A 17,215-nucleotide genomic window follows, 5' to 3' on the forward strand; every position below is an offset into this window, starting at 1 on the left:
CCAATGGGGTTATTCTCTAGAGTTAAAACTTAATTTAAATGTGTTTCAACGCATACTTCAATGAGTAAACATAAATTTCAAATGAAGTATATAGGAATCCGATTTGATTACGGAATTTATTTGTGTGGTGCGCGCAGCGCAAGCGCGATAGTTAGGGAACAAGGAACAGAAAGGAAGGGAATAGACGTGTACTGAGTTTTTTCAAAAATCAAATATGAGTCTTATAGTAAGTTCTCAAATTCTCACTATGGCAAACTTAATACTTGCTTATCGACGACACACCATCGTATGATATCAATATTAATTATCGATGGTTACACTTACAACTATTACTCTTTAGATAACTGATGCATTTGCACTGCTCAATTTCACATCACAAAGTGAAAAGTATGGTAATTTAATCAAAAGCAAAAATCTCTCTCCTGAGATGCTCACAAATCAATCACTAATCGCCGAGTTTGCCAACACTTAATTTGTGACAACTGAGTGTAAAAAGTGTAGCCGACTAAATCAGTGCTTTCAGTAGAAAAATTTTCACAAATAATACTTCTATACTACTGATAAAACCCTACTTTTAAAGAGATCGTAAATTGTCAAATATAATCTCGTGAACACGCTTTACAGAACTATACAGTGTAAATAAGAATAGTAGATTAACCGAAGTAAAATTTTCCTGAATACAGACAACGAATGCTGTGATATGGAAAAGCAGTGAGTAGAGGAGAGAGAAAGCGATGAGGGACCCTTATCTGTTGGCAGCAGGCTTGTTAACAGGATTAGCAATACCAGCATCGGCTCTTCCACATTTGTCTATTGTCCTGCCAGAAAATTCTAGATTCCTGTGGGATTTAAAACAGGGTTCACAGGCAATAGTCAGTACAAAAATTATCAAGAATGTTGATCTCTCCTTACCAGAACTGAGCGGCCAAGCGTTCCAACCCTTAAAAAGTTCGCAGCTATCAGAAGGTGAGAAAAGCATCCCTAGCGTACCAGAATTCGGCAGCCCGGGATTACCAACCCCAACAGAGTCATCACTTAACCCCAGCACCCAAGCAACTACCCTCTTATTGACATCTGGGAATCAACTTTACTACCAAAGATTGGCGGCTCTGAAAACAGGTCAGATTTATACACGCGTAGATAGTGATAATTTGCAATCATTGTGGGAGTCGATCAAGAAACGTCAACTAACTTATGACGACTGGAAAAGTTTACTAGCTTTAGAAGCGAGAGCGATCGCTCAAGGTCAAGGCCCAAATCATCTAAGTATCTTAGTTGGTGATTCTTTAAGCATGTGGTTTCCCAGAGAAAAACTGCCTGCTGGTAAATTGTGGCTGAATCAAGGCATCTCTGGAGATACCTCTAGTGGGGTTTTAAAAAGATTGGGGGCATTTTCGGCAACCCGGCCAGATGTAATTTACATTATGGCTGGAATTAACGACTTACGAAAAGGTGCTAGTGATGAAACAATTTTGCGTAATTATCGCCGGATTGTCCGACGTTTACGGCAGGCTCACCCTCATGCTCAAATTATTGTCCAATCAATTTTACCTACTCGTCTGCCAAAAATTGCCAACAGCCGCATTCGTCACATCAACATCCAACTAACCGTGATTGCCAAACAAGAAGGCGCTAATTATCTAAATATTTATAGCTCGTTTACAGATATGGAAGGCAATTTGCGCCCAGAGTTGACTACAGATGGGTTACACCTATCTCAAGAGGGATATGACGTGTGGCGAATGGCACTACAGCAGATCGAATACAAGCTGACTCAGCGTGAGAATTGAGCGATCGCTTTGCCGACATTAGAGCGATATCTACGACGGGCTGTGCCTACGCAATTTTTAAATTTATGGAAGTTACTGATACAGATGCCATCAACATACGTTCTGTAATTGAATACCAATTGGCAGCTTTTAAAAAAGATGACGCTCAAGGCGCTTTTACCTTCGCTAGTCCGGCAATTCAGGCGCAATTCGGAACCGCAGAACATTTTATGCTTATGGTTAAGACAAGCTACCCAGCAGTATACTGTCCTCGTTCTGTCTTTTTTGAGAAAATAACAACCATCCAAGGAAACATCACTCAACCAGTGCTGCTACTTGCTCCTGATGGAGTTCCCTTAAGGGCTTTATATTTTATGGAAAAACAGCCCGATCATCTCTGGAGGATTAACGGTTGCTTTCTAGTTTCTCTAGAAGGTAAATAAATTCTATCTTTATACAAGCATACAAGCAAAATTTTATACTTTAACGCCCAAGGCTTCCCGATTTAAAACCTGATTCAACTTACCGCTACGATAACCTTCTAAATCTAAGGTTACATAGATAAACCCAAAATCTTGAAATGCCGAAACTAATGTTTGTAAATCGTTAGTTAACACAAACTCTTTAATTTGTTCGGGTGGTAATTCAATACGTGCTGTATCTCCTTCCGATCGCACGCGCAAATTCTGCCAACCTAGTTTTCGGAGATAAATTTCTCCTCTACCGACTCGTTGCAACTTAGCCACAGTAATTTCTTCACCGTAAGGAAAGCGGGAACTGAGACAAGGTTGAGCAGGTTTATCCCACCAAGGTAAACCGAGTTGTTGCGAAAGTTGGCGAACTTCTATTTTAGTGACACCCACTTCTGCTAAAGGCGATCGCGCCCCTCTTTCTTTAGCCGCCTGAATTCCTGGGCGATAATCATGCAAATCATCGGCATTTACCCCATCCACGACATAAGGATAACCCAACTCTAAAGCTAAAGGTTTGAGAGTGTCGTGCAACTCACTTTTGCAAAAATAACAGCGATTAACAGGGTTAGAAGTGTAATTGGGATTTTCCATCTCGTGAGTCTGGACAATTTTATGAGGAATCCCAATCGTTGCAGCTTGAATTTTCGCATCTTCCAACTCTTCTGGTAATAGCGAAGGAGAAACAGCCGTCACAGCCAAAGCGCGATCGCCCAAGACATCATAGGCAATTTTGGCAACCAAAGTGCTATCAACGCCCCCAGAGTAGGCAATCAACGCCTGCTCCATCTCTGTAAATAAGGCTCTTAATTGCTCAAATTTTTCTGTCAGCATCATTTCCCAATCCTGCCAAAACCCTATAGCACCCAACAATTTCTATTGTAGTCATTAGTTATGGGGCATTAGTTATAGGGCATTGGGCATTCGATAATTTTTCTTCCCCTGCTTCCCCTGCTCCCTCATCTCCCTCACTCCCCATCAAGCGAAGTTGGTGCTTTACTGTACTTGGCTACCAGACGGGCTAAAAGTGGTAAATCAATCGGTTTAGAAATATAGTCATTTACTCCAGCGGCTAGACAAGTTTCGCGATCGCCTTTCATCGCCATTGCTGTTTGAACAATTACCGGAATCGTCCGATATTGCTCATGTTCTCGCAGTTGTTGCACCAAGCTCAGACCATTTCCATCTGTTAGACAAACATCCATTAAAATCACTGCTGGCTCTAACACAGTTAGAGTTTCCCACATCTCACCAGCATTCTGAACCCAAGTCACTTGATATCCCAATTTACGTAGGTAAATTTGCATCAAATCAGCATTTGGTAAATCATTTTCTACCAACAAAATCTCTACAGAGGAACTAGGTGTGAAATGCAGAGGAAATGAAGAAAATTTTGCTCCCTCATCCCCTTCATCTCCCTCATCTCCCTCATCTCCCCCTACTCCCAGTTCTTGCTTAAAGGGAAGTACCAGGGTAAAACGGGAGCCGCGATTTACTTCAGATTCCACTTTCACAGAACCACCGTGAATTTGGGCAAGTTTCTGAGTCACTGCTAAACCCAAACCAGTACCTTCAACACCACCTGCTACAGCCTTGGCAATTTGGAAATAGGGTTCAAACAGTTGAATTTGGTCTTCTTGGGAAATGCCACTGCCAGTATCCCACACTGTAAAATGCACAAATAAACCTTTGGGAGCAACCCGTAAGCCAACACTTCCTTCACTGGTAAACTTTAGAGCGTTGAAGATTAAATTCAACAGCATTTGCTTGAGTCGTAAGGGGTCGGCTACTAAGGTTGTAATATCGGGTTCAAGTTCTAAACAAAGCTTCAAACCCTTATTAGCGGCTTTCTCTTTCACTAGTGCCAAAACATTGTTACATAGCAGTGGCACATCTATTATTTCCCACTGTACTTCTAGCTGATTTGCTTCAATTTTAGAGAGATCCAAAATATCATTAATCAGAGCTAGCAAGTGCTTGCCGCTAGACTGAATGATATTTAAATAGTCTTGTTGGCGTTCTCTAGTTGGTTCGTACCCTGGTGCTAAAAGCAGGTGGGTAAACCCAATAATAGAACTAAGCGGTGTACGAATTTCGTGGCTGGTATTTGCCAAAAACTGATTTTTGAGTTGATTAGTACGCTCTAATTCTTGATTAGAGTTGCTTAATTGTTGATATTGTTGCTGCCAAGACAGGATATGTCTCATCTGTACCAAAGCTGTAGTACAGTATTTGGCAGACCTTGCCATCAATTGCGATCTGAGTTGAGCTTGTGATTTGATCGGCGATTCACGATCGGAGCTTAGGGACGCTGTGGCAATAATTAGCCAGCCCATAACTTTACCAGAATCATCAGCTAACCGCCAAGCGCTCTGCGGTTGTTGATGCTCAAGCTGTTGCAAATCTTCAAGTTTTATGACTTCTTGCAATCTCAACAGCAGCTTTTTTTCTGCTGTCAGCACTTCTACAAATAAAGGTTGTGAGTTTGGGGATGGAGAACGAGAAACATAGCAAACTGTGGCAACGGTTTCTTGTGGTTGAAACAACGCGATGCCTACGGCACAATCTGTAAGTGCCAAATTACTGCTGTGAACAGCACTGTTAATTTCGTTAACCACAGCTTGGAAAATTTCTGCTTGTGCGGCTCCTGCCTGTGGGACAGTGTTACAAGCAGAAACTAGGCAATCATTAAGGCGACTTTGCAACTGGTTTAAGCTGCTCTCCAGCCACAGTTGTGCGCGAAGTTGCTCAATTGTTGTCAAAAGTTTTGGCGTTGCATCTATCAGTGAGTTCTGGTCTGGTAAGCTTGAGTACTGCTGCATGGTCAACTAGACCGCTGAACAAATTTAGCTTTGCATAAAAATCCGAATAGGATTTTATGCATATTAGCCGAGAATTCTTTTTTATTTATAAACCATAACTTATGTTGTTATAAACCATAGCTTATGATGCCGAATTTAGCAGCTAGACAAAAAAATTATTTTATGAACCATTAACCTAAAATTTTTTAAAAGCAACTTGAGACTTATGGATACACAATTCGCCCAACTAATGGTTAATGGGATTGCGGTGGGGAGCATTATTGCGCTAGCCGCAGTCGGACTGACTCTTACTTATGGAATTTTACGACTATCAAATTTTGCTCATGGTGACTTTCTCACTTTAGGAGCCTATCTCACCTGGCTGATAAACACCATTGGAGTTAATATTTGGCTGTCGATGATTTTGGCAGCAGCGGGAACAGTTGCAGCAATGCTGTTATCGGAAAAGTTACTGTGGTCAAGGATGCGCGCTATCCGTGCTACTTCCACGACACTGATTATTATTTCTATCGGACTTGCCTTATTTCTTCGCAATGGGATTATTTTGATTTGGGGTGGCAAGAACCAAAATTATGATTTACCTGTGACGCCAGCTTTAGATATTTTGGGTTTAAAGGTGCCGCAAAATCAATTATTGGTATTGGGGTTAGCGGTGCTAGCAATTTTGGCGCTGCATTACCTGCTGCAAAATACCAAAATTGGTAAGGCGATGCGAGCAGTTGCCGACGATCTGGACTTAGCCAGGGTTTCAGGTATTAATGTTGACCGAGTAATTTTTTGGACTTGGGTAATTGCTGGCACGCTTACGTCATTGGGTGGCAGTATGTATGGGTTAATTACAGCCGTGCGTCCAAATATGGGATGGTTTCTAATATTACCATTGTTTGCCTCAGTAATACTTGGTGGCATTGGCAACCCTTACGGTGCGATCGCAGCAGCTTTGATCATTGGCATTGTCCAGGAAATCAGCACTCCTTGGCTGGGTTCACAGTACAAACAGGGTGTAGCCCTGTTGATCATGATTTTGGTGCTGCTCATTCGTCCCAAAGGTTTATTCAAAGGAACGATTTGAGCAGCACCATTCCACTTCTAATTACTCAATAATGTGGAAATAGTAGGCTGCTACCAAGAAATTGATAGCTAACAATAACAGCGCCCAGGCTGTACGAAAGGCGTAGGGAGGTTTAGCTCCACTGTCGGCAACTGGGGAAATCTTAGTTTTAGCAGTCATAATTCAATTCTCCTAATGTCAGGACTTTTTAAGAAATACCAAACTGGCGTACCAAATACTCAAATTCTTTAAGAATATTTGTGTGAAGTTGGGAATTGGGGATTGGGGATTGGGAATTGGGGACTGGGGACTGGGTATGGGGCATTGGTTATTTCTTCCCCTGCTCCCCCTGCCTCCCCTACTCCCCCTGCTCCCTCATCCCCCCACTCCCTACTCCCCACTCCCCACTCCCTCTTCTCCAGCATGATAGGAACTGCGAACCAGAGGCCCAGAACGAACATGGTTGAATCCCATTTCCCATGCTAATCTGCCAAGTTGATCGAATTCCTCTGGAGTCCAATATTTTTGCACTGGCAAATGTTCTAGGGAAGGACGCATATACTGACCGATAGTCAAGCGATCGCACCCGACAGCCCTTAAATCAGCCATTGCTTCAACAACTTCATCAACTGTTTCTCCGTGTCCCAGCATCAAACCTGATTTGGTGGGAATGGTCGAATCAATTTCTTTGACCATAGCCAGCACCAACAGGGAGCGATCGTACTTGGCTCCCCGGCGCACTGGCCCAGTTAACCGCCGCACTGTCTCGATATTGTGATTGAAACAAGCTGGTTTGGCTTTCACAATCATCTCTATCCGCTGGCGTTGACCTGATTCCCCAACACCAGCACCACCCCAAAAATCTGGGGTCAGCACTTCAACTTGAGTTTCTGGGTTGAATTGGCGGATAGTCGCGATCGTCTTCACAAAATGCCCTGCACCCTGATCGGGCAAGTCATCACGGGCTACAGAAGTCAGCACCACATAACGCAATCCCAAAAGCTGCACCGCCTGAGCAACCTTTTCGGGTTCCTCTAAATCAAGAGGCATTGGTGCATGACCTTTATCTACTTGACAGAAAGCACAAGAGCGTGTACAGATAGGCCCCATTAGCAAAAAAGTTGCAGTTTTTTGGGCGTAGCACTCTCCACGGTTAGGGCAGCGTCCTTCTTCACAAATCGTGTGAATTTGTCGCTGCTTAATAATGCGTTGTACGGTAGAGATTTCACTGGCTTTGCCAATCGGACGACGTAACCAGCTAGGCATTACCGTAATTTCAGACTTTAGTTCGGCTTGTTGTGACGAAATCATAGACATCCAAGCAAGATGCGGATATAGATGTAGTGGTCTATCGGTTAAATATCACCATGACACAAATTGAAAAGAGCGCGAGCAAAAGTTTTGCAAAACACCTCTCACAATGTCATTTATACCGAAATATACTATCCCCCAATTGCTAGAAATTTTGTATATAGTGGGAGGATTCTCAAGGGCAATCGGCAAAGCCGCTATTTACACTTATAGTTTCTGTTAGAGCAAACAGTCGTGGCAAGCAACAAGATTTTAGTTATCGATGACACTACAGTTGTCAGGGTAAAAGTACGAGAAATGTTGCCTCCAGGCAATTTTGAGGTACTGGAAGCAAAAGACGGTTTGGAAGGACTAAATTTCATCCTTCAGGAAAAACTCAGCTTAATTATGCTGGATTTCCTGTTGCCTAAAATGAGTGGCTGGGAGGTTTTTCAGAAAGTTCAAGCCGATCCGGAGTTAAGGAAAATTCCTTTGGTGATCATGTCTGGTCGCAAGGAAGAGGTGACTGAAAAAATCACAGAACCATTTGAATACTTTGAATTTCTGGGCAAGCCTTTTGATCAGAAGCAACTAATTAGCGCAATTAAGTTAGCTATGACCAAGGCGAAACAGCCGCGCCCAGAACTAGTCGCAGTGGGAGCAGTAGCGGCCGTTAAAAATGGCACAGTTGTAACATCTAGTGTTGCAGCTGCTACTGTCGCAGCCCCTAGCGTCGCCAACGTTGCAGTAGCAACTCCTAGCGTTGCCAATGTTGCAGTAGCAACCCCTAGTGCTGGAGGAGTCTCCGACGCAGAAATTAATGCGTTGAACGAGAAAATTGCCAAAATGCAAGCAGAAATTGATGGTTTGAAAAAACAGCTAACTCAGGTTGTGACTTTTATTAAACAAAAAATCAAGTAGTATTTGCGCTCGTTATTATTATCGCAGCCAAAAATACACCGTCTCTAATAACAGGTGTCCGATTCAAAGCGGGTAAAAATAGTTAGTTCAAAAATACTTATGTTGATAAGTTCTAATTATCTACTGAGATACAGTTTAACCTCACCCCGATAAAGCATAGCTTTATCTCCCCTTTGCTCACAGAGAGGAATTGGGGTGAGATTTTTATATGTATACTCAATACAGTTCAGATCAGCCCAAAACACTTGTAGAGACGGCGATTTATCGCGTCTTGAAAACCCAAGCGTATTGGTATTTAACTAGACAAGGAAGCGCTTTTAAGATTCAGATATTTAGTAAAAAATTATATTTTCTAATACAAATTAAACAAAAACATCCTATTTCATGATGAGGATAGTCTTCACACGGGAATAATAAGCTATAGAAACAATAATTATGAGCATACTCTGCAATGTTAGTACTATTAGATACATTATATTCCTTCCCTGGCTATCGGATTACCGAGCAACTCTACTCAGGCAGTAAAACCCTAGTTTATCGGGGCATCAGAGAAGAAGATAAAAAATCGGTCGTTCTCAAATTGATGCGGAATGAATATCCTACTTTTGTGGAAATCGCCCAATTCCGAAATCAATATATCATCACCAAAAATCTTGATATTCCTGGCATAGTCAAAACCTATAGCTTAGAAAACTACCGTAACAGCTACGTCTTAGTGATGGAAGATTTTGGCGGCATTTCCCTCCAAGACTGGCGACTGGAGGACAAGGGGAAGAAGGAAAATTGGCTTTCTCTCAACGAGTTTTTTCCCATTGCGATTAAAATTGCTTCTACCCTTGAAAAACTGCATCGCGATCGCATTATTCACAAAGACATCAAGCCTGCCAACATCCTCATAAACTCTACCACAGATGAAATAAAACTCATCGACTTTAGTATTGCCACCCTCCTACCAAGAGAAGTTCAATTTCTCACCAATACCAACATCTTAGAAGGTACTCTGGCTTACATTTCCCCAGAACAAACCGGCAGGATGAACCGAGGTATCGACTACCGTACTGATTTTTATTCCCTTGGTATCACCTTCTTTCAACTCCTCACCGGAAAGTTACCCTTCACCAGCAAAGATCCGACAGAGTTAGTTTACTCTCACATTGCCAAACAACCCCTAAAAGCCAGTCGGATTAACTCTAATATTCCGCCAATTTTGTCTGACATCATCAGCAAGCTGATGGCAAAAAATGCCGAAGACCGGTATCAGAGTGCTTTGGGGTTAAAGCATGACTTAGAGGTGTGCCAAAGCCAGTGGCAAGAAACCGGAAATATTGCACCCTTTGAACTAGGCGTGAGAGACATCTCAGACTGTTTCGTAATTCCTGAAAAACTCTACGGTCGCCAAAGTGAAGTTGAAACCCTACTTGCGGCTTTTAAGCGCGTAACAGCCGGAGCAACAGAAATGATATTAGTCGCGGGATTCTCTGGCATTGGCAAAACTGCTGTGGTCAATGAAGTCCATAAACCGATTGTACGGCAGCGTAGTTACTTCATCAAAGGAAAATTTGACCAGTTTCAACGCGATATTCCCTTATCAGGATTGGTGCAAGCTTTTCGGGACTTAATCGGGCAACTGCTTTCAGAAAGTGATGCCCAAATTCAACAATGGAAAACCAAAATACTACGGGAATTGGGTACACAAACTCAGGTGATTATTGATGTAATTCCTGAAATTGAACAGATTATTGGCAAGCAGCCTCCAGTTAGAGAACTCTCTGGCAGTGCTAACCAAAATCGGTTCAATTTATTGTTTCAAAAATTCATCCAAATCTTCACGATGAAAGAACGCCCTCTAGTTATCTTTCTTGATGACTTGCAATGGGCAGATACAGCCTCTCTAAAATTAATCCAGTTATTAATGTGTGAAAATACGTTGTCTTCTCTATCAGAAAAGACAGAACAATTGGATGAAAATCAGGGTGGTTTATTGTTAATTGGTTCCTATCGAGATAATGAAGTTTCCAAGGCACATCCACTTTATTTAACACTACAGGAAATTGAAAAAGCAGCAGTCAATATTAATACAATCACCCTAGCACCTTTACATCAGGGTGATTTAAATCATCTTATTGCTGATACCCTTCATTGTCCTGAAGTAGCTGCGGTTCCTCTCACCCAGATGGTGTTTGCCAAAACTAAAGGCAACCCCTTCTTTTCCGTTCAATTTCTCAAAGCTTTACAGGATGATGGGCTAATTTTCTTGAATCTTGATGTTAGTCATTGGCAGTATGATATTTTAAAAGTCAAAGAATTAGCTCTGACAGATGATGTCGTAGAATTTATCGCTCTGCAAATAGAAAAATTGCCAATACATACCCAAAAAGTTCTGAAACTGGCTGCCTGTATTGGGAATCAATTTGACTTAAAAACTCTAGCGGTCGTCAATGAAAAATCTGTAGTAGATACAGCATCAGACCTGTGGCAATCATTACTTGACGGGCTGATTTTACCACAGACTGAAAATTACAATATATTTTCAAAAGGTGATGCTAATGAATTTCTTAATCATGGAATAGAATCTACGCAATTTTCAATTTCTAATTTACAGCTACCTAAATATAAATTCGTACATGACCGAGTGCAGCAAGCCGCTTATTCTTTAATTCCCGAAGAACAAAAAAAGCCAATTCACTTAAAAATCGGGCTACTGCTATTGAACAATATTCCAGTTGCCGAAAAGGAAGAAAAGATTTTTGAGCTTGTCAATCAGTTTAATATTGCAGTGGAATTTATCTCCCCTCAAGCTAAACGAGATGAACTAGCCCAGATGAACTTGATTGCTGGACGTAAAGCGTTAGCATCAACAGCTTATCCTGCTGCTGTTAAGTATTTAACTATCGGCATCCAACTGCTGGCAAGTAATAGTTGGGAAACGAAACATCATCTCACCCTAGCTTTATATGAGACTGCGACAGAGGCAGCCTACCTGGCCGGTAACTTTCAACAGATGGAGGAATTAGCAAAGGTGGTGTTGGTACGTAAACCACTGCTAGAAAAAGTAAAAGTTTATGAAGTCAAAATTCAGGCTTATGGGGCGCAGAACAAAGCATTGGAGGCCGTAAATACCGCCCTAACCTTTTTGAAACTTTTGGGAGTAGAGTTTCCTGAACATCCAAGCCAGTCTGATATTCAGTCAGCAATGTCAGAATTAACATCAAATATCAACGGTAGACCGATTGAGAGCTTAATTAATCTGCCAGAAATGACAGAACCCCAACCGCTGGCAATAATGCGTATACTATCAACTTCAACTTCTATTACCTATGCAGTTGCTCCTAAACTTTTTCCGCTGATTATTCTAAAGCAAATCGAACTATCGCTCGAATATGGTAATGCTCCCTTATCTGCTTTTGGCTATAGTAATTATGGATTAATACTCAGCGGATTAGTAGGAGATATTGAGTCTGGGTATCAATTTGGTAAACTCGCAGCTAGTCTAGTGGATAAGCTGAATACTAAAGATGTTAAAGCTAAGATCATGCTGGGATTTAATACAACTATTCGGCATTGGAAAGAACATACCAAAGAAGTATTAGAACCTTTATTGGAAGGTTACTATGCTGGACTAGAAATAGGAGACTTAGAATATGCAGCTTATTATCTCCATTCTTATTCCTATTCTTCATATTTCATTGGTAAAGAACTTACAGGACTAGAGCGGGAGATGGCAACTTACAGCAATGTCATCAAACAAATCAACCAAGAAACAGTATTTAACTGGATTACTATTTACCAACAAAGTGTTTTAAACTTGTTAGGAAATATAGCAAATCCTTGTCATCTATGTGGTGAAGTTTACGACGAAGAAAAAATGCTGCCACTTTACCTTGACGCTAATGATGTCATGGGACTTTTCTATTTATATGTTAGTAAATCACATCTCTGCTATCTATTTCAGGAATATCCTTCAGCCTTAGAAAATGCTAATTTAGCAGAACAGTATTTACAAGGTGGAATAGGACAGCTAGTGACTCCTCTTCTCTACTTATATGATTCACTAGCACGACTAGCAGTATACCTTGAAGTGTCGGATTCTGAGCAAAAGTGTATTCTGAATAAAGTTCAAGCGAATCAGCAAAAAATGGAGCATTGGGCAAATCATGCTCCGATGAATTATTTACACAAATATTATCTTGTAGAGGCTGAACAGTATCGAGTTGGTGGTCAATATCTTGAAGCAATGGAATTCTACGATCGCGCCATCTTCCTTGCCAAAGAAAATAAGTATATTAATGAAGAAGCCCTCGCTCAAGAACTTACCGCCAAATTCTATTTAGAATGGGGTAAACATAAGATTGCCCAAACCTATCTAACAGATGCTTACTATAGCTATGTTCGCTGGGGAGCGTTAGCCAAAGTTGACGATTTGGCAAAACGCTATCCCCAATTACTGGCTCCTATATTTCAGCAAGAAAAACTGAGTATCCATTCCAGTGAGGAAAGCACTTCTTTACATAACACATCTATATCATCTTTATCTACCTTGAGCAATCAACAAACTGTTATTGCCTCTAAAACAAGTATTTCTGATTCTTTGGATTTAGCTGCATTCATCAAAGCATCTCAAGCACTCTCTGGCGAAATCGAGCTTGAGCGATTACTTTCTACTTTGATGGAAGTTGTGATGGAGAATGCAGGAGCTTCTAAATGCGCTTTAATTTTAAGTGAAGGTGATAACTTAGCATTAACTGTTACAGCCGTTTGTTCAAGTTCAAATTTTGAGCATACCTACACAGAGTTTCCATCAATTTCTTTGGAGTCAAGCTACGATGTTCCCATTACTTTGATTAACTACGTTAAACGCTCCAGAGAAATTTTGGTTATTGATGATGCAATAACTGTTTCCTTTTTAGCAGGTGATAGCTATGTTCTGAGTGAAGAACCTAAGAGTTTGTTGGCTATACCTCTTCTAAATCAAGGTAAATTGATTGGGATTATTTATCTAGAAAATCATTTGACGACAGGAGCATTTACACGCGATCGCGTAGAAATTCTCAAACTCCTCACCACTCAAGCAGCAATATCCCTAGAGAATGCTATCCTCTACAAAAATTTGGCACAAGCTAAAGAAAGCTTGGAGGAATACAACCATACTCTAGAAGAAAAAGTCCAGGAGAGAACGCAGGAACTAAACCACAAAAATTACTCTTTACAACAAACTCTACAAGAATTACAACGTACCCAAATCCAATTGATTCAAAGTGAAAAAATGTCTTCTTTGGGACAAATGGTAGCAGGAGTTGCCCATGAAATCAATAACCCTATTAACTTTATTCATGGCAATATTAATCATGCTAGTGAGTATGTCAAAGACTTGCTGGATTTGGTAGTTCTTTATCAGCAAGAATATCCTCATCCTTCGCCTTTAGTTGAGGAAAAATCTGAAGAAATTGACATAGATTTCCTCACAGAAGACTTACCAAAGATTCTAGATTCAATGAAAATTGGGAGTTCGCGTATCCGCAATATTGTTTTGGGCTTACGCAACTTTTCTCGTCTAGATGAATCTGAAATGAAGCCTGTAGATATTCATGAGGGAATAGACAGTACCTTAATGATTTTACAACATCGAATTCAAGAAAAGAACAATTTTCCTGAAATTGAAGTCATCAAAGAATATAGCAAATTACCGGAAGTTATATGTTACCCTGGTCAACTAAATCAGGTGTTTATGAATATCCTGAGTAATGCGATTGATGCTTTAGAAGACTCTCCATTATTGGTAAATAATAAAGAACAAATAACAAGAGATATAGACGTATCTGCGGTTTCTGATAGGGTAGGAAAAATTCACATTTTTACTGAACTAAAAGATTCTAATACAGCAATAATTCGGATTGCTGATAATGGTTCTGGTATGACCAAAGCAGTGCAGCAAAAAATATTTGACCCATTTTTTACCACCAAATCGATAGGAAGTGGCACGGGTTTGGGGTTGTCGATTAGCTATCAGATTATTGTGGATAAACACAAGGGTAGTTTAACCTGCAATTCCACATTGGGAAAAGGGACTGAGTTCGTGATTGAGATTCCAATGCAACAATCAGATATCTAAACTAGTACAAGAAGGCAAAAGTAAAAAGGCAAAAGTAAAAACAAAGAATGCTTATTTTGTAGGCTTTCTGGCTAGGGAATTAAGGGGTGGAGTATTAGGGACTTTTGCAAGAGGTCTTTAGTTGACAAAGTTTTAAGATATGGGTGTAGTTGTCAGATTAGCTAAAGACTCTTGACGCGCACGCCGTCCTGTAATTACCATATTGACTCCACTAGAAGGTGCAAGGTTAAAACCTCGACGCTTAGGTTTCTCTGCCTGCTGATCAACTAACGCTAAGTTATAACGTGACAAAACAGTTGCAAATACTAGCTTCATTTCAAATTGAGCTAAAGCTTGGCCAATACAACGACGAACACCACCACCAAAGGGCAGGAATTCATAGGGAGAAAATTGACGTTCAATAAAGCGCTCTGGTTTAAATTGCTTAGACTCGGGATATAAATCCTCTCGGTGATGAGTGAGATAAATACTGGGAAGCAGTATAGCTCCTGGCTCTAAAGGATGTCCCAATAATTCAACAGATTCTTGCACTACCCTGGGAAACGAAAACATTGTCACGGGGTAAATTCGCAAGGTTTCATTACAAATAGCGGTGAGATATGGCAGTTGGTAAATGCTCATCGGATCAGGGAAATCACCAAGAGTGTCTAGTTCTTGGAGCAGTTTTTCCAGGACTAGAGGATTTTGGTGAATCCAGTAGAATCCCCAAGACATTGCCGATGCTGTAGTGTCATAACCTGCAAGTATTAAAGTTATTAGCTGATCGTGTAACTCCTGATCCGTCATCGGTTGGCCTGCTTCATCGCGAGACGATATCAGCAAAGAGAGAATATCGATGCGTTCTGGATCGGGTTTTTGTTGACGTTCGGCAATTTCAGTGTAGAGAAATTGATCAATTTGCTCTCGATCGCGCAGGAACTTCCCCCAAGGACTCCAAGCTCCTAAATCCTGTTGCAAGAATGGGAAAAAGAATAAACTAGAAGTCAAAGGTGACTTGAAAAGGTCTAATAGCAAAGGCAATAGTTGTCTAAGTTTTTGAATTTTTTCTTCCTCATGCAAGCCAAAGATAGCCTGTGAAACGACTTGCAGGGATACCTCCTCTGTTAGATTACGAACTAAAAATGGCTTGTTCAGTGGGAACTGACCAAAGAGTTTTTCAGACACATTACAGATTAGTTGACCATAGGCTTGCATCCTCTCTCCATGAAAAGATGGTGTTACAAGTTGTCGTTGGCGTTTGTGGCGATCGCCATCCAGCATCAGGACTGAATAACTTCCCAAAAGCGGCTCCAAAATCTCGTTGAGTTTCCCGACGGCTGTAAACTTTTTTCTATCGTTAGTTAAAATTTCCTCAATTGCTTGAGGATGGTTTACAAACACTACTGTGTCACCAAAACCGATGATATTACCAGTAAAAATATCAGGATATTGCTGGGCTGCATTTTCCATATAGGCCACAGGATCAGTAGCCCATTGAAGCTTTTGTAGTAAAGAGGGGGTTTTGAGAAGATTAGGTAGTTGCATCTAATTTTTTCCTTTGAAATGGTAGTGAATTAATAGTCATTAATTCTTTCTAGCTGAGTCGAGAAGGAACAGAAAAAAGGGTATAGGTACGTAGTAAGCTTTGTTCAATAACAAAATATGAGTTCTAGATTGCGAGTTTTTTTATTAGGGTAAGATCCATAACTGAAGCTACTACCTCATAATATACTGCTTTGATAACTCAATATTTCAAACTTGAATGAATTTCAGTATAGAGACATATCTTATTCTTTGAATTCTGTTAGTTTCAACATTTCTGAATTATGATAGCGAAAAGAGTGGGAATACCAATCGAAGTTGCCACGAATCCAACTATGCATACCTGATATATATTTTGCGATATCAATATCTAATTCTTTTCCAAAAGATGGGAGGAATGATTCTAAGCTTAGTAAGGAACGTACTTCTATATCGTGTATTTCCGCCACTTGTTTTGTTGCTTCCTCTAGAGAAATTTGGTTGTGATAATGTAATACAAATACTAAATTGTGAACATCACCACTTGCTATTTCTCTTGATGCAGAGAATATATCGTTAGACCAGGAAATAATATCAATTGTAATTAGTTCAAGTTTTTTCACAAGATAGTGATTTCTTAAAACATCGGGAATCATGAACTGATTACAAAATTCAGCTAATGCGAGAACAGCATAAACTCCTACGCTTGACCTGCGTATCTTAATATAAGTATTTACATCAGGTACAATTCCCTTAGCGCGGTTGTTTGCTTCCTGAACACAACCACAGAAGTAGTCTTCTAAGTAGTTAACAAAGTGCTTAAACCATTTTAAGCTAGCTTTTTGGAGAGTTCTTTTTCGTAAATCAATTAAGGCATGACTGAATAGTGTATCCTGACTTATAACTTCTGCACCGTTTAGTATTTCTAAATATCTTTTGTGAAAATTCTTTAATATTTCAGGTTGTTTTTTTAACTCTGATAGATCACATTGATCATCCCAAATAAACACCCAACTCAGCCAGTCATGTGCAATTTTCAGTTCTTCAAAATTGCTATCAGGATAGGCAGATGCAGCTAAAAAAAAGAATTTAGATTTGCAAAAACGCTGATAAGATGATTCATTGGCCAGGAGATTGAAGCGAAGTACCCATTCAAGATCGTGAGCTTCTAGAACATCAATATATTTATTGATGTGCGATGGGAATGGATAGTATAGATCAGGGTGAGTTAATTGATTCATAACAATGAATTAGTTTAAAGTACTGAAAAATTAGTCGCATTA

At 40.4% G+C, this 17,215-nt stretch carries 11 protein-coding genes; 5 read left to right on the plus strand and 6 right to left on the minus strand.

Annotation, left to right across the window (positions count from 1 at the left end; all coding sequences use genetic code 11):
• Window positions 1-734 precede the first annotated feature (734 nt).
• Window positions 735-1,790 (plus strand): SGNH/GDSL hydrolase family protein, encoded by a 1,056-nt coding sequence (locus V7L31_RS19520; protein ID WP_334697765.1) that lies wholly within the window; start codon window positions 735-737, stop codon window positions 1,788-1,790.
• 65 nt (window positions 1,791-1,855) lie between these two features.
• Window positions 1,856-2,212, plus strand: a complete 357-nt coding sequence (locus tag V7L31_RS19525) for a DUF4864 domain-containing protein (RefSeq protein WP_334697830.1) — start codon at window positions 1,856-1,858, stop codon at window positions 2,210-2,212.
• Between the two features lie 33 nt (window positions 2,213-2,245).
• Here V7L31_RS19525 and larE read toward each other — a convergent pair whose 3' ends face one another.
• Window positions 2,246-3,073: an ATP-dependent sacrificial sulfur transferase LarE gene (gene larE / locus V7L31_RS19530; RefSeq protein ID WP_334697831.1), complete on the minus strand. Its 828-nt coding sequence runs from the start codon at window positions 3,071-3,073 to the stop codon at window positions 2,246-2,248.
• A 134-nt stretch (window positions 3,074-3,207) separates the two neighbouring features.
• Window positions 3,208-5,061 (minus strand): hybrid histidine kinase/response regulator HrmK, encoded by a 1,854-nt coding sequence (gene hrmK, locus V7L31_RS19535; RefSeq protein ID WP_334697766.1) that lies wholly within the window; start codon window positions 5,059-5,061, stop codon window positions 3,208-3,210.
• A gap of 205 nt (window positions 5,062-5,266) precedes the next feature.
• On the opposite strand from hrmK, the gene V7L31_RS19540 reads away from it, so the two are divergent.
• Window positions 5,267-6,133, plus strand: coding sequence for a branched-chain amino acid ABC transporter permease (locus tag V7L31_RS19540; RefSeq protein WP_334697767.1), 867 nt, complete (start codon window positions 5,267-5,269; stop codon window positions 6,131-6,133).
• A gap of 21 nt (window positions 6,134-6,154) precedes the next feature.
• Here the strand turns inward: V7L31_RS19540 and V7L31_RS19545 are convergent, their stop codons facing one another.
• Complete coding sequence (locus tag V7L31_RS19545; RefSeq protein ID WP_334697768.1) at window positions 6,155-6,292, minus strand: photosystem I protein PsaX; 138 nt, start codon at window positions 6,290-6,292, stop codon at window positions 6,155-6,157.
• A 210-nt stretch (window positions 6,293-6,502) separates the two neighbouring features.
• On the minus strand, window positions 6,503-7,423 hold the full coding sequence (gene lipA / locus V7L31_RS19550) for a lipoyl synthase (protein WP_334697769.1): 921 nt from the start codon (window positions 7,421-7,423) through the stop codon (window positions 6,503-6,505).
• 234 nt (window positions 7,424-7,657) lie between these two features.
• Here lipA and V7L31_RS19555 point away from each other — a divergent pair, with 234 nt between their 5' ends.
• Window positions 7,658-8,323: a response regulator gene (locus tag V7L31_RS19555; RefSeq protein ID WP_334697770.1), complete on the plus strand. Its 666-nt coding sequence runs from the start codon at window positions 7,658-7,660 to the stop codon at window positions 8,321-8,323.
• Window positions 8,324-8,774: 451 nt separating this feature from the next.
• Window positions 8,775-14,432 (plus strand): ATP-binding sensor histidine kinase, encoded by a 5,658-nt coding sequence (locus V7L31_RS19560; protein WP_334697771.1) that lies wholly within the window; start codon window positions 8,775-8,777, stop codon window positions 14,430-14,432.
• A gap of 132 nt (window positions 14,433-14,564) precedes the next feature.
• Here V7L31_RS19560 and V7L31_RS19565 read toward each other — a convergent pair whose 3' ends face one another.
• Window positions 14,565-15,956: a cytochrome P450 gene (locus V7L31_RS19565; RefSeq protein WP_334697772.1), complete on the minus strand. Its 1,392-nt coding sequence runs from the start codon at window positions 15,954-15,956 to the stop codon at window positions 14,565-14,567.
• Between the two features lie 242 nt (window positions 15,957-16,198).
• Window positions 16,199-17,173, minus strand: coding sequence for a terpene synthase family protein (locus V7L31_RS19570; protein ID WP_334697773.1), 975 nt, complete (start codon window positions 17,171-17,173; stop codon window positions 16,199-16,201).
• Window positions 17,174-17,215 lie beyond the last annotated feature (42 nt).

This window comes from Nostoc sp. (assembly GCF_036916655.1).
Classification (GTDB): domain Bacteria; phylum Cyanobacteriota; class Cyanobacteriia; order Cyanobacteriales; family Nostocaceae; genus Nostoc.